Source organism: Burkholderia sp. BCC0397 (genome assembly GCF_902832865.1).
GTDB lineage: Bacteria > Pseudomonadota > Gammaproteobacteria > Burkholderiales > Burkholderiaceae > Burkholderia.
Genome location: NZ_CADFDL010000014.1, coordinates 54,890 through 76,834, shown reverse-complemented (window position 1 = coordinate 76,834; position 21,945 = coordinate 54,890). Strand labels below are relative to the sequence as shown.

The 21,945-nt window shown below is 65.2% G+C and carries 15 protein-coding genes; 11 read left to right on the top strand and 4 right to left on the bottom strand.

The genetic code is table 11. The annotated features are described in order from the left end of the window. The first annotated feature begins 27 nt into the window (after nt 1-27). The 9 genes from tssE to HWX03_RS37280 all read left to right on the top strand — a co-directional run bounded on the left by tssE (nt 28) and on the right by HWX03_RS37280 (nt 12,294). The gene (tssE, locus tag HWX03_RS30125) at nt 28-513 is read left to right on the top strand and encodes a type VI secretion system baseplate subunit TssE (RefSeq protein ID WP_175823993.1); all 486 of its coding nucleotides are present in this window, start codon (nt 28-30) and stop codon (nt 511-513) included. Between the two features lie 76 nt (nt 514-589). Further along, nucleotides 590-2,425: a type VI secretion system baseplate subunit TssF gene (gene tssF, locus HWX03_RS30120; RefSeq protein WP_175873789.1), complete on the top strand. Its 1,836-nt coding sequence runs from the start codon at nt 590-592 to the stop codon at nt 2,423-2,425. Beyond that, entirely contained in the window at nt 2,389-3,489 is a 1,101-nt protein-coding gene (gene tssG, locus HWX03_RS30115; protein ID WP_175873788.1) for a type VI secretion system baseplate subunit TssG, read from the top strand. The genes tssF and tssG overlap by 37 nt, the downstream gene beginning before the upstream one ends. A gap of 38 nt (nt 3,490-3,527) precedes the next feature. Then, entirely contained in the window at nt 3,528-6,194 is a 2,667-nt protein-coding gene (gene tssH / locus HWX03_RS30110; RefSeq protein WP_175873787.1) for a type VI secretion system ATPase TssH, read from the top strand. Between the two features lie 42 nt (nt 6,195-6,236). Further along, nucleotides 6,237-7,358: a type VI secretion system protein TssA gene (gene tssA, locus HWX03_RS30105; protein WP_175823997.1), complete on the top strand. Its 1,122-nt coding sequence runs from the start codon at nt 6,237-6,239 to the stop codon at nt 7,356-7,358. Between the two features lie 66 nt (nt 7,359-7,424). Next, nucleotides 7,425-10,124: a type VI secretion system Vgr family protein gene (locus HWX03_RS30100; RefSeq protein ID WP_175873786.1), complete on the top strand. Its 2,700-nt coding sequence runs from the start codon at nt 7,425-7,427 to the stop codon at nt 10,122-10,124. Continuing rightward, nucleotides 10,121-11,452, top strand: coding sequence for a hypothetical protein (locus tag HWX03_RS30095; RefSeq protein ID WP_175873785.1), 1,332 nt, complete (start codon nt 10,121-10,123; stop codon nt 11,450-11,452). The genes HWX03_RS30100 and HWX03_RS30095 overlap by 4 nt, the downstream gene beginning before the upstream one ends. An 11-nt stretch (nt 11,453-11,463) precedes the next feature. After that, a complete protein-coding gene (locus HWX03_RS30090) occupies nt 11,464-11,877 on the top strand; it encodes a lysozyme inhibitor LprI family protein (RefSeq protein WP_244132822.1) in 414 nt (137 codons plus the stop codon). 282 nt (nt 11,878-12,159) lie between these two features. Continuing rightward, entirely contained in the window at nt 12,160-12,294 is a 135-nt protein-coding gene (locus HWX03_RS37280) for a hypothetical protein (protein WP_279612256.1), read from the top strand. A 140-nt stretch (nt 12,295-12,434) separates the two neighbouring features. Here the strand turns inward: HWX03_RS37280 and HWX03_RS30085 are convergent, their stop codons facing one another. From HWX03_RS30085 to HWX03_RS30070, 4 genes are all read right to left on the bottom strand, one after another. Further along, nucleotides 12,435-13,385, bottom strand: a complete 951-nt coding sequence (locus HWX03_RS30085) for an OmpA family protein (RefSeq protein ID WP_175873783.1) — start codon at nt 13,383-13,385, stop codon at nt 12,435-12,437. Nucleotides 13,386-13,389: 4 nt separating this feature from the next. Continuing rightward, entirely contained in the window at nt 13,390-14,379 is a 990-nt protein-coding gene (gene tagF, locus HWX03_RS30080) for a type VI secretion system-associated protein TagF (protein WP_174431325.1), read from the bottom strand. After that, nucleotides 14,376-18,320 carry a type VI secretion system membrane subunit TssM gene (gene tssM, locus HWX03_RS30075; RefSeq protein WP_175873782.1) on the bottom strand — a complete coding sequence of 1,315 codons (3,945 nt, stop codon included), beginning with the start codon at nt 18,318-18,320 and terminating at the stop codon, nt 14,376-14,378. Before tssM ends, tagF begins: the two co-directional genes overlap by 4 nt. A gap of 301 nt (nt 18,321-18,621) precedes the next feature. Then, a complete protein-coding gene (locus HWX03_RS30070; protein ID WP_175873781.1) occupies nt 18,622-19,467 on the bottom strand; it encodes a M15 family metallopeptidase in 846 nt (281 codons plus the stop codon). Between the two features lie 121 nt (nt 19,468-19,588). Between HWX03_RS30070 and HWX03_RS30065 the strand changes: the two genes are divergently transcribed. Together HWX03_RS30065 and HWX03_RS30060 are read left to right on the top strand one after the other, a co-directional pair. Continuing rightward, nucleotides 19,589-20,611, top strand: coding sequence for a phage tail protein (locus tag HWX03_RS30065; RefSeq protein ID WP_175873780.1), 1,023 nt, complete (start codon nt 19,589-19,591; stop codon nt 20,609-20,611). Between the two features lie 211 nt (nt 20,612-20,822). Then, entirely contained in the window at nt 20,823-21,851 is a 1,029-nt protein-coding gene (locus tag HWX03_RS30060) for a transporter (protein WP_175873779.1), read from the top strand. The last annotated feature ends 94 nt before the right edge of the window (nt 21,852-21,945 follow it).

Sequence of the window (21,945 nt, the reverse complement as noted above, 5' to 3'; positions counted from 1 at the left end):
TGCCGTTTTCGCTGTAAACGCCGGCCGATGAAACGATTCGAACCCAGTTTTCTCGACAAGCTGTTCGACGACGAACCGCATCTGCCGGCAACGGCGGCGATGCGGCAATTGTCGCTGGACGAGCTCAAGAACACGGTCGCCCGCGACGTCGAGGCGATCCTCAACACCCGTATCGCGCACACCGACATCGAGCTGGCCGCGCTGCCGGAATGCCAGAAATCGGTGCTGACCTACGGGCTGAACGATTTCGCGGGGCTGAGCCTCGCGAGCCACTACGACCGCGCGTTCATCTGCAAGTCGATCCAGCAGGCCATCGCGCGCCACGAGCCGCGGTTGCAGCAGGTGCAGGTGACGTTCGAGCTGAACGAGCAGTCGACCAACGCACTGTATTTCTCGATCCAGGCGCTGCTCGTCGTGCATCCGGCCGAGGAGCCGGTGAACTTCGACGCAATGCTGCAACCGTCGACGCTGCAGTACTCGGTCACGCGCGCACGCGCGGCACGAATGCAGTAAATCAAGCCGCCGAGCGGGCCGGACCGCCCGGTGGTCAATCAGGTCCGGCATGAAATATTGAGGTTCGGGGTCGTCGATGGAAGAATTGCTGCCGTATTACGAACGCGAATTATCGTTTTTGCGGCGCTATTCGCGAGATTTCGCCGAACGCTATCCGAAGATCGCCGCGCGCCTCGCGCTGTCCGGCGAGCATTGCGAGGATCCGCACGTCGAGCGGATGATCGAGTCGTTCGCGCTGCTCGGCGCGCGCATCAACAAGAAGCTCGACGACGACTACCCCGAATTCACCGAAGCGCTGCTGGAAGTGCTGTATCCGCACTACCTGCGGCCGTTTCCGTCGTGTTCGATCGCGCAGTTCACGCCGGCTTCGCCCGGCCAGCAGACCGAACCGGTCGTGATCGATCGCGGCACCGAGCTGAAGAGCCGCCCGATCCGCGGCGTGCAATGCCGGTTCCGCACCGCCTACGACGTGACGCTCGCGCCGATCCGCATCTCGGAGGCGCGCTATACGCCGGTCGCGCTCGCGCCGAGCGCGACGGTGCTGCCGTCGAACGCGACGGGCGTGATCTCGATCACGTTCGAATCGCTCGCCGCGCAGCTCGATCTCGGCGCGCTGAAGCTGTCGACGCTGCGCGCGCATCTGCACGGCGAGCAGTCGTTCGTCGCCGCGCTGACCGACTGCCTGTTCGTCAACGTGCTCGGCGCGTATGTCGAGCCCGAACGCAACGGCCGCTGGACCGCGCTGCGCAAGCTGCCGATCGCGCAGGCCGGCTTCGACGAGGACGACGCGCTGATCGACTATCCGGCGAAATCGCATCCCGCGTACCGGCTGCTCACCGAATACTTCGCGTTCCCCGACAAGTTCGATTTCGTCGACTTCGACCTCGCGGCGATCGCACGCGCATCGGGCCGCTGCCAGCGCGCGACGCTGCACCTCGTGCTGCAGGACGTGCGCAGCGATTCGCACGTCGCGCGCCTGCTCGAGCTGCTGACGGCGAGCCATTTCCGGCTGTTCTGCACGCCGATCGTCAACCTGTTCCGCCAGCATGGCGAGCCGATCCGCATCACGCACCGCGCGGTGTCGTATCCGGTGATCGCCGAGGCGCGGCGCGCGTTCGCGTACGAGGTGTACTCGATCGACTCGGTGAAGCTCGTCCGGCAGCAGGCGCACGAGGAATCGGTGATCGAGTTCCGGCCGTTCTATTCGCTGCATCACGGCGAATCGGCGCGGATCGGCCATTACTGGTTCGCGCGCCGCAACGACTGGGTCGCGCAGAAAAGCCCCGGCTACGAAACCGAGATCTCGATCGTCGACATCGACTTCGAGCCGACGTCGCCGCAGACCGACACGCTGAGCCTCGATCTCACCTGCACGAACCGCGACCTGCCGGCGATGCTGGCGTTCGGCCTCGAAGGCGGCGACCTGTTCCAGGAAGGCGGCGCGCAGACGAGCGGCATCTCGATGCTGCGCCGCCCGACGCAGAGCGTGCGCTTCGAGCGCGGCCGCGCCGCGCACTGGCGGCTCGTGTCGCACCTCGCGCTCAACCACGTGTCGCTGGTCGCGCACGGCCTCGCGCCGCTGAAGGAAATGCTGACGCTGTACGACCTGCGACGCACGGCCGTGTCGATGCGCCAGATCGACGGCCTGGCCGGCGTCGAGCAGCGCGGCGCCGTGCAGTGGCTGCCCGGCAAGCCGTTCGCAACCTTCGTGCGCGGCATCGAGATCCGGCTGACGATCGACGAGGAACACTTCGTCGGCGCGAGCCTCGCGTCGTTCGTGCGCGTGCTCGATAGCTTCTTCGGGCTGTACGTCCACCTCAACAGTTTCGTTCAATTGGTCGTCGTGTCGAAGCGCACCGGCGAGGAGATCATCCGATGCAAGCCCCGAACCGGCGAATCGATCCTGGCGTAGTCGACGCGCTGCTCGACGAACCGCACCGCTTCGAGTTCTTCCAGGCGGTGCGCGTGCTCGAAGGGTTGTTCGCGCGGCAGGCGTCGGATGCGCCCGGCGCGTGGCGGCAGGGCGACGTGGTCGCGCAGCGCATCGCATTCCGCAACACGCTGTCGCTCGGCTTCCCGCCGAGCGAGATCGAGGGCGCGCGCTCGTTCGACGACGACGGCACGCTGCTCAACTCAGACGAGCAGCGCGGCGCCGCGCTGGCCGCCGGCGAGCTCGGCCGCGTCGAGCTGACGCCCGCGTTCTTCGGGCTGCTCGGCGGGCAGGGCGCGCTGCCGCTGCACTACACCGAGCAGATCGTCGCGCGCGAGCATCTGAGGCGCGACCACGCGGCGCGCGCGTTCTTCGACGTGTTCTCGAACCGTGCGACCGCGCTGTTCTATGCGGCGTGGAAGAAATACCGGCTGCCGTTCCATTACGAACTCGACCGCGACGAGCGCTACCTGCCGCTGCTGCTCGCGATCGCCGGCGTGCCGAGCGACGAGGTGCGCGACAGTCTCGCGGCCGGCCCGGGCGGCGTGCTCGACGAGGCCGTGGCCGGCTATGCGCTCGCCGCGCGGCACCGGCCGATGTCGGCCGCCTACCTGCAGCGCACGCTGTCCGATTACTTCCGCGTGCCGGTGAAGATCGACCAGTTCGTCGGCAAGTGGTACGACGTGCCGCCCGACCAGCTGAGCGTGCTCGGCGAAGTCAACGCGGTGCTCGGTGCGACGGCGCTCGTCGGCGAACGCGTGTGGCAGCGCGACATGCGCGCGCGGATCGTCGTCGGCCCGCTGTCCAAGCGCGATTACGAGGCGTTCCTGCCCGGCGGCGCGCACGCCGTCGCGCTCGAGCGGATGCTGACGCTGCTCGCCGGCCTCACGCTCGAGTACGAGGTGAAGCTCGTGCTGAAGCGCACGGAAGTCGGCGCGAGCGTGCTCGGCGCGGGCTCGCGGCTCGGCTGGGATGCGTTCCTGTGCACGCGCGACGCGCTCGAGGACCGCTCGGATGCCCGCTACGAACTGCACGTGATTCACTGACCTAACAACAACACGCAATCGAACCTGAGATCGACGCCATGAGCACGCCTCTGAAGACCCTGATCACGAAACTGAACCCGCTGTGCCGCCACGCGACCGAGCGTGCGGCGAGCGCGTGCCTGGCGCGCGGCCACTACGAGGTCGATCTGGAGCACCTGTTCCTCGCGTTGCTCGACGAAGCGACGGGCGACCTGCCGCTCGCATTGCGCGCGAGCCGCGTCGATCCGCATGCGCTGCATGCCGATCTCGAACGCGAGCTGACGCGCCTGAAGACGGGCAACACGCGCACGCCGGTGTTCTCCGTGCATCTGATCGCGCTGTTCGAGCAGGCGTGGCTGATCGCGTCGCTCGATTCGCAGCTCGGCCGCATCCGTTCGGGGCATCTGCTGCTCGCGCTGCTGACCGCGCCGGATCTCGCGCAGTTCGCGCAACGGATGTCGTCGCGGTTCGCGGAAATGAACGTGACGGACCTGAAGCACAAGTTCGACGAAATCATGGCCGGCTCGAGCGAAGCCGAGCCGCGCCAGACGGACGACGACGGCAGCGACGTCGCGCCGGCCGTCGACGGCATGGCGCCCGCGGGCCCGTCGAAGACGCCCGCGCTCGACACGTACACGACCAACCTCACGCAGCGCGCGCGCGACGGCAAGATCGACCCGGTGATCGGCCGCGAAGCGGAGATCCGCCAGGCGATCGACATCCTGATGCGCCGCCGCCAGAACAACCCGATCATGACCGGCGAGGCCGGCGTCGGCAAAACGGCGGTCGTCGAAGGGCTCGCGCTGCGGATCGCGGCCGACGACGTGCCGCCGCCGTTGCGTGGCGTCGCGCTGCACGTGCTCGACATGGGGCTGCTGCAGGCCGGCGCGAGCGTGAAGGGCGAATTCGAGAACCGCCTGAAGAGCGTGATCGACGAGGTGAAGAAGAGCGCACACCCGATCATCCTGTTCATCGACGAGGCGCACACGATCATCGGCGCGGGCGGCCAGGCCGGCCAGAATGATGCGGCGAACCTGCTGAAGCCGGCGCTCGCGCGCGGCGAGCTGCGCACGATCGCCGCGACGACGTGGAGCGAATACAAGAAGTACTTCGAGAAGGATGCAGCGCTCGCGCGGCGCTTCCAGGTCGTGAAGGTCGAGGAGCCGAGCGAGCCGCTGGCCGCCGCGATGCTGCGCGGGATGTCGGGCCTGATGGAGAAGCATTTCAACGTGCGGATTCTCGACGATGCGATCACCGAGGCCGTGCGCCTGTCGCACCGCTACATCAGCGGCCGCCAGCTGCCGGACAAGGCGATCAGCGTGCTCGACACCGCCTGCGCGAAGGTCGCGCTCGCGCACAGCGCGACGCCGGCGGCGATCGACGATACCAAGAAGCGCATCGAGCGCATCGATGCGGAAATCGCGTCGCTGGAGCGCGAGGCGGCGGGCGGCGCCGCGCACGACGAGCGGCTCGGCGAGCTGCGCGGCGCGCGTGACACGGCGCTCGAACAACTGGCGAAGGATGAAGCACGCTACGAAGCCGAGCGCGTGATCGTCGCCGAGATCACCGAGCTGCGCGATGCGCTCGACAAGGCACGCGGCCCGTCGGAAGACGGCCAGCCGGTCGACGTGCAGGCCACCCGCGACAAGCTGGCGGAACGCGTCGCGGCGCTGCATGCGCTGCAGGGCGGCGAGCCGATGGTGCCGCTGCAGGTGGATGGTCACGTGGTCGCCGAGATCGTCGCCGCGTGGACCGGCATTCCGCTCGGCCGGATGGTGAAGGACGAGATCGACACCGTGCTGAACCTGCAGCCGCTGCTGACCGCACGCGTGATCGGCCAGGATCACGCGCTCGACGCGATCGCGCAGCGCGTGCGCACCGCGACCGCGAACCTCGAGGATCCGAACAAGCCGCGCGGCGTGTTCATGTTCGTCGGGCCGTCGGGCGTCGGCAAGACCGAGACGGCGCTGGCGCTGGCCGACATCCTGTACGGCGGCGAGCGCAAGATGGTCACGATCAACATGAGCGAGTACCAGGAAGCGCACAGCGTGTCGGGCCTGAAGGGCTCGCCGCCGGGCTACGTCGGTTACGGCGAAGGCGGCGTGCTGACCGAGGCCGTGCGCCGCAACCCGTATTCCGTCGTGCTGCTCGACGAGGTCGAGAAGGCGCACCCGGACGTGCTCGAAATGTTCTTCCAGGTGTTCGACAAGGGCACGATGGACGATGCGGAAGGGCGCGAGATCGACTTCCGCAACACGCTGATCATCCTGACGTCGAACGTCGGCTCGGCCGCGGTGATGCAGGCCTGCCTGAACAAGCCGGCCGAGGAACTGCCCGATCCGGACGCGCTCGCCGAGACGCTGCGTCCGCAGCTGTACAAGACCTTCAAGCCGGCATTCCTCGGCCGGATGAAGGTCGTGCCGTACTATCCGATTTCCGACGACGTGCTGGCCGAGATCATCGAGCTGAAGCTCGAACGCATCCGCCGCCGCATCGACGCGAACCACAAGGCCGCGTTCGAGTGGGACGAGTCGCTCGTCGAGGCGGTGCTCGCGCGCTGCACCGAGGTCGATTCGGGCGCCCGCAACGTCGACCACATCCTGAACGGCACGCTGCTGCCGGAGATCGCGGGCCACGTGCTCGGCCGGATCGCCGACGGCGCGGCCATCGCGCGCATCGCGGTGCGCGCGGACGAGGCCGGCGAATTCGCGTACACCGTCGAATGAGCGCGGCCGCGCCCAGCCCAGCATTGATGAACTGACCGAACCATGCCGATCAATCTCCCCGAGCTGCTGACGCCGATCAGCGACGCGTCGCCCAGCGGCGACGACCTGCTGTTTTCGAACGAATTCGACGCGATCCAGGACGCGCGGCGCTACGACGACCCGACGCTCGACCAGGGCGAATGGGTGACCGAGATCAAGGAGGCCGACTGGGGCTTCGTCGTCGACCATGCGGGCGAGCTGCTGCGCACGCGCACCAAGGACCTGCGGCTCGCCGTATGGCTGACCGAGGCGCTCGCGCTCGAGGACGGCGTCACGGGCCTCACCGAAGGCTATGCGCTGCTCGAGGGCCTGTGCCGCGAGTTCTGGGACACTTTCCACCCGCTGCCCGAGGACGACGACATCGAGCACCGGCTCGGCAACGTCGCGTGGCTGTCCGGCCGCACGGCCGAGCTGCTGCGCGCGGTGCCGCTGACGGACGGCGCGTCGAATGCGTTCAGCACGCTCGACTGGGAAGTCGCGCAGCACGTCGCGCAGTCGATCAAGCGCGACCCCGACCACGCGGACGACATCGCGCGCGGCAAGCCGTCGATCGAGCAGATCGATGCGTCGCGGCGCGTGACGTCGATCGCGTTCTACACGGCGCTGCTGGCGAACCTGAAGGCGTTCGAATTCGCGCTCGATGCGTTCGAGGAGCGGCTCGTCGAACGGGCGGGCGATTCGGCGCCGAGCTTCCGGCAGGCGCGCGACGCGTTCGAGACCGTGTACCGGCTCGCCGAGCGCTTTGCGCGCGAACAGGGCTATACCGGCAGCGCGCCGCACACGCAGGCGGCGCCGCAGGCCCAGCCCGAACGCGTCGAGCCGGTGTTCGGCCAACCGATCCAGACCGAGGAGACTCGCGTGCAGCAGCAGACCGCTTCGCGTCCTCCGGTGACGCAGATGATCGCCGGCATCCAGAACCGTGCGCAAGCCGTCGACCAGTTGCGTGCGGTGGCGCGCTATTTCCGTCAGACCGAGCCGCACAGCCCGGTCGCGTATCTCGCCGACAAGGCGGCCGAATGGGCCGACATGCCGCTGCACAAGTGGCTCGAGAGCGTCGTGAAGGACGACGGCTCGCTGTCGCATATTCGCGAGCTGCTGGGGGTGAGGCCCGACGAGCAGTCGTGAGCGACCGATTTTTGACCTGAGAGCGCGGGCCCGGCGGCTCGCGATGAACGAGAAAAAGGGTGACGCATGAACGTGACCGAACTGGCACAGGCGATCCGCGGTGGCCTGATCCAGCAGGATCGGCTGCTGAAGACGGACATCCCGTCGCTGCCGAACAATGCGCTCGTGCCGCGCCGCGCCGTAACCCGTTCGGCGCTCGGCCGTGATTTCAGCGTGACGCTCGATCTGGTGTCCGCCGCGAGCGACGTCGAGCTCAAGACGCTGATCGCGCAGCCGATCACGCTGTGGATCCAGCGGGCGGACAAGTCGTATCTGCCGATCAACGGTTATATCCATACGGCGCGGCGGCTCGGCGCAGACGGCAGCCTGTCGAGTTACCAGCTGCGCTTCGCGTCATGGATGCACTTCCTCAAGTTCCGCAGCGACATGCGGTACTGGCAGGACCAGCCGGTCGACGCGATCCTCGCCGACGTGTTCGACAGGCATCCGCAGGCCAGGGGGCAATACCAGTTCGCGTTGTCGAAACCATTGCCGTCCCGCTCGTATTGCCGCCAGAGCGAAACCGACTGGAACTTCGTGCATCGGCTGATGGAGGACGAAGGGCTGTTCGGCTTCTGGCGGCACAGTGAAGACGGGAAGGCGCACACGTTCGTCATCACCGACGACCTGCATGCGGTCGACGCGTTGTCGCCGAATACCGTCAGGTTCGATCGTTCGGGCAGCGGCACCGAAACTGCCGGTTTCACGCAGTGGGCCGCGTCGCGGACCTTGCAGAGCACGCTGCATACGACGCGCACGTTCGACTACAAGTCGCCATCGTCGGCGGGCAATCCGAACGGCACGTCGCTGCCGACGAAGGCCGGCCAGGGCGACCTGCCGGGCCAGGCGGAAATCTACGAATACACCGGCGCGTACACATATCCGAGGCAGGACCGCGGTGAGCACTTGTCGAAGATTCGCCTCGAGGAATGGGAGTCACGTGCGAAGCGCTTCTTCGGCGTGGGCGGCGTGCGCGCGATCGATGCCGGCCGGCGCTTCACGCTGATCGATCATCCCGAGCACGATCGCGATGCGGCGACCGACCGCGAGTTCGCGGCCATCGGCGTCACGCGGTACATCGAGAACAATCTGCCGGTTTCGGACCACGAGGCGAATTTCCCTCATAGCTTGCAAGCCGAGCTGGCGCAGGTGAAGGCTGGTCGCGGGGAAGTTGGGGCGTTCGAGGTCGGCCATGCCGACGGCTCCGCCGGCTTCTATCTCGTGGAGGTCGAGGCGCAGCGCGCGAGTGTCCCGTATCGCAGCCCGTTCGAGCACAGCAAGCCCGCGATGCAGCTCGAGACGGCGATCGTCGTCGGCCCGAAGGGCGAAGAGATCTATACGGATGAACTGAACCGGATCAAGGTCATGTTCGTCTGGGACCGGCAGAGCGAAGGCCGTGAGACGGCGTCGTGCTGGATGCGTGTCGTGCAGTCGGATACCGGCGGCGGTTACGGTGCCGTGCACATTCCGCGCGTCGGCGAGGAGGTGCTGATCGGCTACATCGGCGGAGACTGCGATCGGCCGATCGTCATGCATCGTGTCTACAACGGTGCTGCCAAGCCGCAATGGCACAGCGACGGGATTCTGTCGGGCTTCCGGTCGAAGGAATATGCGGGATCGGGGCACAACGAGATGGTGCTCGACGACGCGACCGGGCAGAACCGCGCGCGCCTGTTCAGCAGCAGCGCGAATTCGCTGCTTCATCTCGGCTATCTGATCGAGCAGAATGGCAACACGCGCGGCGCGTATCTCGGCTCGGGTTTCGATCTGCGCACGGATGCGTACGGTGCGATGCGTGCCGGCCAGGGCCTGTACGTGACGACGCATCCGAAGCAGGCGAACAGCCAGCCGCTCGACGTGAGCGAAGCGAAGCAGCAGCTTGGCAATGCGGAAGGGTTGCTCGAGTCGATGTCGCAGGTCAGCGAGATGCATCAGGCTGAAGCCCTCGGGGCCGGTCGCGATGCGCTGAAGCAGTTCGCCGATGCGACGCAGGACAGCGTGGCGGGGGCGACGGCCGGCGGCGGGCGTACTGCCGGCGGCGGGACGGGGAGTGCCAATGCGTTCAAGGAGCCGGTGATGCTGTTCGCGAGCCCGGCGGGGATCGGAGTGGCGTCGCAGCAGTCGGTGCATCTGGCGAGCGACCGGCAGACCAATATCGTCAGCGGCGAAAGCACGTTCATTACCAGCGGGAAGTCGCTGATCGCGGCTGTCACCGAAAAAATCAGTTTGTTTGTGCAGAATGCGGGAATGAAGCTGTTTTCTGCAAAGGGCCGGATCGAGATACAGGCTCATATGGACGATATTGAACTAACGGCGCAGAAGACGGTGAAGGTGCTTTCGGCAACCGAGAGTGTCGAGATTGCTGCAAAACAGGAAATTCTTCTGACATCAGGGGGCGCCTATATCCGAATGGGAAATGGAAACATCGAAATTCACGCGCCTGGAAAGATCGATTTTAAGGGTGGGGCTCATAATTTTTCTGGGCCGACGCAAGCACATTATCCTCTTCCATATTTGCCGATTAACCATATTTTTGATCGGCCAGTTTGGGTTGTGGATGATCGAGGATTCTCCATTCCCGATAGGCCGATCCGCGTTCACCTCAAGAACGGGAAAGTTGTCACCGGCAGGACAGATCATGATGGCATTGCGCAGCTCGCCATCAGTGATCAGGCAGATATCCTTCGAATTGAGATTCTGAAGAAATTGAGCGGAAAAAATATATGACGTTCAATAATGACGTTCCTGGTTATCCGTATCCTAATGACGGCGGCGATGTATTTCCGCCATTTACTCGACCAATTTCAGATCCATTGGACGAAAGTCATACAGACGGCTTGGGCGGCGAGCCATATGCGTATGAAGTGGGTAATATTTGTCGAGTCGATCTCGCTGACACATTGTTGGAACAACTTCGTCTGAATGGGCAGTTGAAGGAGGCACAACATGAAGATGATGTCCCCCTAACCAAGCGAGCCGATCCGCCACCGACGCAGCGGCCACCGATATCGTCGCCCCCGACGACGCCTCCGTCTGGTGCGCCGGCCGCTCCGCCAAAAAAGAAAAATAAGAATGACAGCGGTGATCATCAGGCGTTATTGGATCGTCTAAATAAAAAGCCGCACGTGGTGGAATTCAAGGGAGTTGTGCTGGACCGTAATGAACGTCTTAAGATCATTGCTGCTGTCGCGATCTGCGAGAGCGGGAAGGATCCATTCACGGCAGAGAACCAGGACTCGGAATTCCATATGCCGATAAGTCGAAATGTATCGTATGCACATATTGTTCATATCGGGCTTTCGTATGGAATTATTCAGTTTACGCAGGATAGCGGTGCGCTTGGCAGGCTGCTGCAACGAATGAAAGACAAGGACCCCAATACGTTCGCAGTGATTTTTGGTGATAACAACGATGAATTGATCACGCTAACGACCTCGGGCATCGAGGTCAAGGGCGTCGATTATGCGTCGGGTCAGGCGCACTGGAATTCCATTCGTAAATCGTCGGAAGGGCGAAGGCTGAGTGAGCTCGCTAGAATGAATAAACTGCCGGTTGGCAGCGAAATTCGTGGGAAACGGGTTCAACCGATCGCAACGAACACTGGCGGCCCAAAGCAGGATCTGTGGGAGGGCGCATGGAAGCAGCGCTTCGTGAATGCTGGCAAGGTCGACGCTTTTCAGGAAGCGCAGCTTGAGTTTGCTGTCGAAGGATATATGAATCCTGCTTTGAAGTTTTGTAAGGATAATAATATTAGATCTGCATTGGGAATTGCCTTTGTGGCGGCATGTGCTATACGTGGTGCGCCCAAGGGGCTCATTACGGGGGCGGCAGCTGCGTTAGGTTTAACTACTCCCTTTACCGATAGTGCAGATGAAAAAAAGGCGGTGCAGCATATTTCTGATCTAAATTCTAAGAAGAATAATTCAATTGGGGGTAAGTTGGTTCAGAAGGATGAAATTATTCGTGCAAAAAAACTCTTGAAGGATGAGACGGGTTTTTTGGCGGAAGACCTCTATTGGGTGGAAACTTATGTCGATGCATACGACAAGAAGTGAGGGGTGTGAAGATGAAGGTTAAATTGGTTTTTGGTGTGATTTCTTCGTTGGCTTTGTCTGCGAATGTATTTGCGTTGGATTGTAATAATCCGCCGGGAGGTGTCGACCCCGACAGTGCTCAGGTAAACTACCAGTGTGCAGAAAAGGATCGGCGAGCGGCTGATTTAAAATTAAATTCGGCATACAAAAAGCTGCTGAGTGTGTTGAAGGATGATCCGGATAGCGGCGTAATTCCGAAGACTCAGATTGTTTCAGCCCAACGTGCTTGGGTCACGTTTCGAGACGCCGAATGTGATCTCAAAACCAGCTTGAATGGCGGTGCGCGTCAATGGCTAATCGTCAATCATTCGCAATGCCTCACGGAATTGACGGAACAGCGAACGAAGGCGCTTCAGGATTACCTGAAGCAGGTGCAGGATCAGTAAACGCCCATGTGTCGAGACCGCTTGATCATCAAGAGTGTCTCGACGTAAAGCTCCACAGGTGCGCGTAGGTCGGGCAAGTTGATGAGGAGTACGGCGACCTGACGAGATACAAAGCTGGAGAGGCTGGATGCGAGGTGCGGGGACCTATTACAGGCGTTGCCAGTTGCTCATGTTGAAGTTTATCAAGTGGGTGGCGATCGGAATGCGAGAGATCGGGGAAAGCGACGAGAAATACATGCCGAAGGACTACAACCCATACTCGCCGATGTTTGGAGCCATGCCATGGGGACCGAGGCCTTCGTTTACGATGCTGAGAGGTCGCTGTCACGCGACAAGGATACGTTCGGATCGAGCGATTTCGACAAGGAAGCGAAGCAGCGTAAGCAAGGCGATATCGCCGCGGCGTGTATCGACTAGGCCGCCAGGCAAAGCCAGGAATGGGCGAAAGGCTACAAGGGCGGAGCGACGCCGCTCCTTCATTGACGGCGGGCAACCGACCATGAAAAAAAAGGCGGCGACATTCCTGTCGCCGCCCGCATCAAATTGTCCCGCCCCGCTTACTGCCCCACCCGGAACTCGATCCGCCGATTCCTCGCCCTGCCATCCGCCGTATCGTTCGGCGCGATCGGCTGATCCGGCCCGACGCCCGTCGTCGTCATCTGCTGCGGCGGAATGCTCTTCGTGATCAGGTAGCCCTTCACCGCATCCGCGCGCGCCTGGCTCAGCGCGATGTTCGACGTCCGGTTCCCCGAGTTGTCGGTATGGCCGATGATGTCGACCGTGCGGTTCTGCATCTTCGCGAGCGCGGCCGCCATCTGGTCGAGAATCTGCTTGCCCTGCGGCGTCAGCGTCGCGCTGCCGGTCTCGAACTCGATCGTCCGGTTCGCGAGCGTCTGGTCGAGCACGCCCTGTTCGGACGCCGACACGCGCAGCCCGTTCTTGATCGTGTACGTCGGGTTCAGCGTGTTCGCCATGTCGCTCGCGAGCTGCTGGCGCTGCGCCTCGTTGTGCACCTCGCCCTTCATCTCGATCTGCGTGCCGTTGATCTTCAACTGGCCCTTGCTGATCTGCTTGAGCTGCGCGCCGAGCAGCTTCTGCACGTTCGCGCTCCAGTTCGGCGGCGTCGCGACGTCACCCACCTCGACCTGGTCGACGACGTTCGTCGCGCCGTAGGTATCGCGCAGCTTCTGCAGCACGGCGGCCTTGGTCGCCTCGTCGGGCACCTTGCCGCCGACGACCACCTGGCCGGGCGCCGCGTTCGCGGGCGGCGGCGCGATCGTGCCCGCGGTGCCGTGCACCACCGTGCCGGACGCGCCGCCGGCGTTCGGGTTCGCCTGCGGCAGCGCGGTCGTCGCGACCGTGCCGTTGCCGACCGGCGTGACGGTCGCGCCCGTGTTCTGCGCGAAGGCCGCGCCGCTCGCGACGAGGCCGGCCGCGAACAGCGCGGCGAGGGCGGGCGAGACGGCGGCCGACCAGCGCGCGCGCCGGACCTGAATCGTGCGTTGCATCCCGTCAGCCTCCGATGAACGCTTCGCGGAACGCGTCGATGGCGACGCGCAGCGAGAGTTGCGGTTGGTCGAGGTAGCTGACGAGCTTGCTGATCTGGTGATCGTTTTGCGCATGGGCGTCGATCCACTCGGGATCGTCGATGTCGATGTTGTGGGCGGCGTAGGTCTGCGGGTCGACGACGCTCAGCAGCGTTTTCGCCGATGCGCCGTTGAAGCCGATGACGAGCCGTTCGCGTTCGGCGATCGTGCCGATGAAGATCGCGAGCTCGAAGTCGGCCTGCGCGACGAACGGCGCGATCAGCTCGAGCCAGAACGCGGCGACGAGGCTGCGGTAGAACGGATCGACCGGCAGCGGCAGCGTGAGGCCGCGTTCGATGTGCGACGAGCCGCTCTGCATCACCGGCCGCAGCAGCGAGCCGAGCGCGAGCATCGCGCCGCGCAGCCGCACCGGATGACCGCTTTCGAGCAGCATCTCCTGCAGGCCGTACAGCGACTGGTGTTCGACGAAATCGTTGAAGGTGCCGTCATGCGACGTGCCGGGGCCGCCGACGTCGATCGGCACCTGCGTGTCGCCGAGCGCCTGCAGCGCGCCGGGCGGCTCGTCCTTGCCGAGCAGCGGCGGGATCTGCGTGGCGACGCGCGACCACAGCCGCGCGAACGCGAGCGGGCTGCGCGCGAGGAACGCGAGCGGCCGGTCGACCTCCAGCGCAGTGGCGCCGAGGAACGGGAAGCGGCGCATCGACACGTCGTGGCTCGCGACCATGTGGCCCGCGATCGCGAGCTTGCTGCGCGAGCCGAGGAACGCGAAGTGCATCGGCTTCGCATCCTCGTAGACGATCTTCCAGCGCGGATCTTCCGCGAGCAGCTCCAGCGCCTGCGCGATCCAGCGATCGAGCGTCTGCAGCAGCTGCGGATTGTGCGCGCTCTTCACGAAGTCGCCGCGCGACGGAATCTTGCCGAAGTAGGCGATTTGCGCCTGTACGGTTTGCGTCATTGCGCCCTCTGTGCATTCGTTGCGTTGGCGGCCGCGACGGCCGGCGCTGCGCCCGGCATGCCGGTGGCGGATTGCGTCGCGTTCTGTGCGGCGCCCGTGCTCGCGTCGGCGACCGACGACGGCAGCTGCAGGCCGCGCAGGCTCTGCTGTTGCGGCTGGTCGCCGCCGCCGGCCGACGGTTGCGACGTGCTGATGATGCGCATCGTCACCGACACGTTCACGCTGCCCTGTGCCCACGTCAGGTCGAAGGTGCCGTCCGGACGGCGCTTGCGCTGCGCCGAGTTGATCAGCTTCTCGAGACCGTAGCGGCCCGGCTCGTTGACGAGCTGCACCGTGCGGCCGTCGAAGGTCGTCGCGGACAGCGTCGCGCCCGGCGAGCCCTGCGGGTTCGGCCACACGAAGTTGGTCCACTGCGGCGGCGTGTTGCGGTAGCGCAGCTGCTGGCCGTCGATCGCGATCGTGTATTCCGTCGTGCCCGTGCTCGGTTGCGGCAGGATCTGGAACACGGTCTGCGGCTCGGCCGACGCGGCCGCGCTGCCGGCGGCGCCGCCCGCGAGCGGCGCGACCCAGCGTGCGAAGCCGTTCGTGAAGTCCGGCGTGAGCCCGATGCCCATGTCGCCCCACGTGCGGGCGGCGAGCGTGTCGCCGCGGCGCACCGCGAGCGGGCCGAGCGTCGTGCCGACGAACTTCGCGATCGAGCCGTCCGGACCGAACACCTGCGCGATCTCGCCGGCGCCGGCCTCGACCTTCGCGTTCGCCGCGAACGGGTACTTCGTCGCGAGCGAGCTCTGGAACGGCTGGTAGACCTGCGCGTTCCACACCTTGTTGACTTCGGCGCTGGCCGGCTGGATCACGACCGCGAACGCCTGCATCAGCGGCCGCACCAGCAGCGGACGCAGCGACTTGCGTTGCGAATCGGTCAGGCCCGTCAGCATCTGCTCGTCGACGAGCTTCAGCGAATCGGCGAGTTCCGAACCGCTGCCGTCGAGCGTCTGCTGCATCAGCTGGCGCGCGCCCGGCCCCGGGTCGCCCTGGTTCTTGATCACGTTGAAGCGCGTGCGGACCTTCGACAACGACTCCATGTAGCCCTTCAGCATCGACGTGCCGTCATGCGTCGCGACGATTCGCGCGAGCCCGACGAACTCCTGGCCGATCGGACCCATCGGCACCTCGGCCGGATTGCCGTTGATGTCGATGTTGGCCGCGGCCACCTGGCCGGCCTGCGAGCGCGAGAACAGTTGCTTGACCCAGTTCACGACGCCCGTCTGCGCCTTCTTGATCGTCACGTTCGCGAGCGACGGGTTGTCCCACGACGTCTGGTCGTACGCGGTCTCGAGGATCTTGCGGATCGGCGAGTCCTGCGGGTCGCCGAGGCGGTTCATCCCGTCGACGGCCTGGCCGAAGCTGGTGAAGCCCTGTACCGCGATGCCCTGCATGAACTTCTGCCAGTGCTGCGCGTACTCGGTCTTGTACATGCCGACGAGCGTCTTCTGGATCTGCTCGGGGCTGCCCTCGAGCGTCAGGTCGTCCTGTGTCGACGTGTTGAGCACCCAGTCCTTCGCCTGCAGTTCCTTGGTCGCCGCATCGCGGATCGCCGGCTGCACGTAGTCGAACCACGCTTCGCGCGTGAACGTGCCCGGAATCGCGTAGCTGCCTGCCACGAGGCCCTGGTTGCCGTCGCCGACGATGCGCGCGATGGTCATCGGCGCGAAGCGGGTCGACGCGCGCGCCTTGATTTCCTCGTAGACGCGCTGGCGGGCCGGCATGCCGCGCACCACGCGGCGCAGGTTCTCGCGGGTCTGGTCGACGAGCGCGAGGTTCGCGTCGATCATCGGCCAGTCGTTGTCGTTCACGCGCGACAGGTAGAACGAGATCATGCGCTCGGCGCTCCGGATCATCTCGTCGCGCGGCATGTTGCCGCGATTCGTCTCGAGCCAGCCGCGCCAGAAGCGGGCGAGCTGGTCGGTCAGGTGCGCCTGCTCGACGTGACGCTTGTCGGACAGCATCAGGTACGTCTTCAGCGCGTTGTACGCGTCCTGCACGTTGGTCGGCGACGCGTCGCTGTAGAGGCCGCCCTGCGGCGTGGCCGCCTGTTGCGGGGCGGCGGCCGGCGCGGCGGCCGACGCGGCCAGCACGGCGCCCGCCTGCGGCGCAGCGCCTGCCGCGTTCGTCGAGACCGGCAGCGTGCCGCCCTGCACGGCGCCCGATTCGGGCGGGCGCGTCATCGGCACGAGCTGCTCGGGGTGCGCGTTCACGTCCTTCATGAACGACGCGAGGTTCTGCGACACGGGGGCCAGCAGGATCTGGCGCACGCCGTTGTAGTACTCGGTCAGCAGGTGCTGCTCGAGGCGGTCGCCCTGGTACAGGCCGAGCGACACCGATAGCGGCTTGTCGCGGCGGAACTGTTCGAGCTGCTCGATCCGGTCTTCGAGGATGTCCATCGCCTGCAAGCGTGACTGCAGGTCGTTGCGGCCCTGCTGCAGGCGCGTGACGTTGTCGAGGTCGGCCTGCACGTTCGACACGAGCTGCTGGTTGCCGATCGTCGACCAGGTCCAGCCGCCGAGCGCGATCGCGAGCGCCGCGACGAAGCCGAAGAAGGTCGCGTAGCGCAGCCGCGTCTTGGTCGGGCTTGCGAACTGGCGCACCGTCTGGCGGTCCGCGAAGATCACCTTCGAGAACAGGTCGCGCAGGAAGAAGCCGTTCTTCGAGAACGCGCTGTGCGGTTTCGGCAGCGCGTTGCCGTCGAGGCCGAAGCGGTGCGCGATGCGCTGCGCGGCCGTGCTGTTGGTTTCGCCTTCCTGCAACGCGCTGGTGAAGTAGAAGCCGCGGAAGATCGGCTTGTACTGGAACGGGTTGTTCTCGAACAGCGTCGCGAGGAACGCGCGCAGCGACGGCTTGATCGTCGAGAATTCGAGCGGGAAGCTCAACTGGCCCGGCGACAGCTGGTTGCCGCGCGACAGCGACAGCTGCGCGACGCTGATTTCCTTCAGCCCTTCGTAGAGTTCCTCGAAGTGCGTGTCGAACTGCGCGACGACGTCACGCTTGTCGTCGGGCTCGTAGGGCAGGGTGGCGCCCCACACGCGGTCGTACTCGTGCTTGTCGCTGCTGCTGAAGAATTCGGTGAAGCCGGTGATCAGGTCGGCCTTCGTGAACATCACGTAGACCGGCGCGAACACTTCCAGCTTTTCCGTCAGCTCCTGAACGCGCTGGCGGAGGTTCTTCGCGAGGTTGATCGCGAATTCGGGGCGGTTGCCGGTGAGTTCGGCGATGCTTGCCGTGACGATGATGCCGTTGATCGGCGCCTTCGGACGGTAGCGCTTGAGCAGCCCGAGGAAGCCGAGCCACTCGCTGCGGTCTTCCTCGTGCACCGAGTAGCGGCCGGCCGTGTCGAGCAGGATCCCTTCGGTCGTGAAGAACCAGTCGCAGTTACGCGTGCCGCCGATGCCGTGGATCACGGCGCTGTTCTTGTCCGCGAACGGGAACTGCAGGCCGGAATTGAGCACGGCGCTGCTCTTGCCCGCGGCCGGGTTGCCGATCACGATGTACCACGGCAGCTCGTACAGCGCGGAGCCGCCCGACACCTGGCCGATCTTCGACGTCTTGATCGTCTTCACCGCATCCGACAGGCGCGTGCGCAGCACGTCGAGGTCGGCCGTCTTCGCGTCCGGCGCGAGCGCGGCGGCGGCCGGCGCGGCGATCTTGCCGGTTTCCGCCTGCTCTTCCAGCACCTGGCCGAGCGCCTGGTTCGCGCGCTTCACGCGCCAGCGGCGCCACAGCGCGACGGCGAGCCACAGCGCGAGGACCGCCGCGAACGCGATTGCCGCCCACAGGAGCGGCAGCTGCAGCATGTCGGCGACGATGAACAGAATGGCTGCTAGCGCGACGATCCCGACGATCGAGAGCGTACGCGGATGAGTCAGCACGTTGAGGATGCGTTGCATAGGACGTTCAGGTTCCGGTGCGATTCGGTGAGGCGACGCAGGCGCGCCGAGCGGCAAGGGTGGCGCCGCGATGTGTCGCCATGCTGTCAAACGGGATGAAGGAGGCTGGCATCAACGCGCTCGCGGCATCGGAGAAGGCGCGCGCATTAACGAAAGGACGCTGTGAGATTTAAAACGGAAGCGGCGGCCGGAAAAAATCGCGCACCGGAATGCCCGATTGTTTGCGCCGCCCAAATCGTTTCCTGCCGGGTGATTAAAAAGCCCCATGCCGCCCTCATTATTTCTTGTCCGGCAGCCCTGGCTAGCTGCCGCGTCCCAGTTTAAAACCGGGTTTATGGTATTCCACGTGCCCGAGATCCATCATTTTCCATCGGCCGCCCCAGGTCAGGCCGACTTGCTCGGCGACCTGGCCGTACAACTGGTAACCGCGCATCGCCCACGGATCTTTCTCGGAAATGACCAGCTTGCCGTCGCGCAGGAATGCGTTGTCGGCCGCCAGCCCGAACTGGTGATAACTCTGGAAGGCCGCTGCATTGGTCACGTTCGTGCCCATCTGCGCGAGCCGGTTCTGTCGTTCCGGGCTCCGGTAGCCTTCCAGCAGCGCCATTTCATAACCATATTGTTCGTGCATGATCTTGTAGACCAGCAGCAAACGCGTACGGAAATCCGGGTCCAGCAGGTTCCAGTCGCGGCTCGCATCCTTCAGCGCCGGGCGGATCTGTTCGACTTCCTTCGTGGCAAAGACTTCCGGCGGCAACGGCGGCGGCGGCACGAGTTGTTCGCCCTGCAACAGCGCGGCGATCTTCTCGTCGGGCACGCGCGCCGTGTCGTCGTACTGAAATAATTGCCGACCGCGTAACGCAATGGCCACCAATGGCGGCGTCGCAAGAATACCTGCCGACACCATAATCATCAAGCGCCGCCGAACCAGTAAATTTTGCACGTCGCTTAATGCGCCGCGCGTCACGCTTGCCGATTTAACAATCTGACTCCGCGTGCGCGCGGCGCGATCGTTCGCACGGCGCGTCAGACGACCGTGAAACTGGGCCACGGATTCGAAAACGGTCGCGCGGATACCCGGTAAAAGCAACAGTGCCGCAACGGCGACGGCAAGGGCGAAATAGGCGACGAGTGCGACGGCAATCAAAGAAATCCCCGGAAATTGGAATTGATTGTGTTTTGCAATGCTTGCTCTTAGAATCAGGCTGCTTCGAGAGGCCGGGCTATATTATCGCGGTGAATTAAACCAGGATTCAATGAGACGCTGAATGAGTGCGCCGGAAAATTCAAATTCGAAAACTCCGCCCAGCCTGCTGTCCGATACTAAACCGGCAGGCGAGGGAGGACCTCGGCAGTCGCGCATTCTCGCGGATCTGGAAGGGCGTGTCACGCCGCCCGCCGAACCGCCGCGCCGTTCGCTGAAGGCACCGATCGCCGCCGTGGTGGCGTTGGTCGTGGCCGTCGGCGGCTGGGGCGCGTGGCGCATGCAGCAGTCGTCGGGCGATCGGCCCGCGGCGGTTGCGGCCGCGACGGCACCCGCGGCGGCTGCGCCGGACAAGGCCGCACCGGCCAGCGCCGCCGCCGTGCAGGTCGCGCAGAACGGCGCGTCCGCTGCGTCGGCCGCGCAACCGGCCACGATCGTCAACGACGATTCGGCGTCCCGGACCGTTGCATCCGCGTCCACGTCGGCCGCATCCACGTCGGCCGTATCCACGTCGGCCGCACCCGCTTCCGCCGCGGACAACAGCCGCCTGTCGCGCGCGCTTGCCAACGGCGCCGACGACGCATCGGGCGCGGCCACGGCTGGCGCAGCCGCAACTGCGGCCGCCGCGGCGGCGACGGCCAAGACCGCGAAGGCCGACGCGTCGAAGAGCACCAAGGTCGCCGCGCACGGCAAGACCGATACGAAAGCCGAGGCGAAGGCCGACACGAAGGCCGACACCCGCAAGCATCGCAAGGAACAGCAGGCCGAGCTCGCGCAGGCGAAGAAGCGCCGCGACGCGACGCCGACCCGAACCGCGAAGGCGGGCGGGAAGGACGATCCGGATGCGGATCTGCTCGCCGCGCTCGTCGCGCGCACGAAGCCGGCCGACAAGAAACTCGCCGCGCAGAAGGGGCAGGCCGTGCCGACCAAGACGGCGGCGGCCGGCGGCTCGCTGGCGTCGCGCGTGAAGGAGTGTTCGGAGCGCGGTTTCTTCGAGGATCAGCTGTGCCGCTGGCGCGTGTGCGACGGCCACTGGGGCAAGGACCCCGCGTGCCCGAGCGCCGCGCAGTCGGAGACGCGGCAGTAACGCGTGCCGCGCACGCCGCGATGTCTTTCTCGTCAGCGCCGCCCAATGGGCGGCGCGTTGTTTTCGGGGCAAGGACGACTGCCGGTATGATGCCGTGTGACACTGTCACGCGTGCGTCACGCCCGTCGGGCATACGTTTCCTTTCTTTTCCCGGCGCGGGCCCGCGACCCGCGATGTGCGGCGCGCCGCGCGCCGCACCACCTTCGACACGATGGACCTGATCGTACAGACTTACGGCGCCGATACGTCCGGCATGGTATGCGGATTCCGTTTCGATCCGGGCGGCGCCGGCGCGATGCTCGATGCCGACGCGGCCGCCGCGTGGCTGCGCACGTGCCGCGAGCAGGGTGCGGCCGCCTCGGGCGATTTCGTCTGGTTGCACTTCAATCTCGCGCACGGCGCGAGCGAGCGCTGGATGCGCACGCATCTCGGGTTGCCCGACAGCTTCTTCGAATTCCTGCACGAAGGCTCGCGCTCGACGCGCATCGAGCAGGAAGACGGCGCGTTGCGCGCGATCGTCAACGACGTGATGTTCAACCTCGAACTCACGCCGTCGGAAATCGCGACGCTGTTCGTCCACGTCGAGCGGCGCATCATGGTGACCGCGCGGCTCAAGCCGCTGCGCTCGGTCGACACACTGCGCGCCGGCGTGCGCGACGGCGAGCGGTTCCGGTCGCCGACCGAACTGCTCGTGCACCTGCTGCACGACCAGGCCGACCTGCTGATCCAGATCATGCGGCGCACGAGCGTCGACGTCGACCGCATCGAGGATCGCTTCCTGTCGCAGCGGCTCACGTCGAGCCGCATCGAGCTCGGCGCGATGCGCCGCACGCTGACGCGCCTGCAGCGCATGCTGGCCCCCGAGCCCGGGTCGATCTTCCGGCTGCTCGCGAAGCCGCCCGCTTGGCTGCATCCCGAGGACGTGCAGGAGCTGCGCGAGTCGACCGAAGAGTTCTCGCTGGTGCTCGCCGATCTCGCGGGACTCAACGAGCGCATCAAGCTGCTGCAGGAAGAGATCGGTTCGCGCCTCGACGAGCAGAACAACCGGACGCTGTTCACGCTGACGCTCGTCACCGTGATCGCGCTGCCGATCAACATCGTCGCCGGCTTCTTCGGGATGAACGTCGGCGGCGTGCCGTTCTCGGAGAACAAGCACGGCTTCTGGCTGATGGTACTGCTCGTCGCGGGCTTCACCGCGCTGGCCGCGTGGTGGGCGTTCCGGCGCCGCGACGATCGCTAGGGCCGGACGTTGCATCGACGCAGCCGCGCGTTTCGCGCCGGCGCCAGCCGGCATGAAAAAAGGGCCTCGCATGCGAGGCCCGTCAACAGGTCGG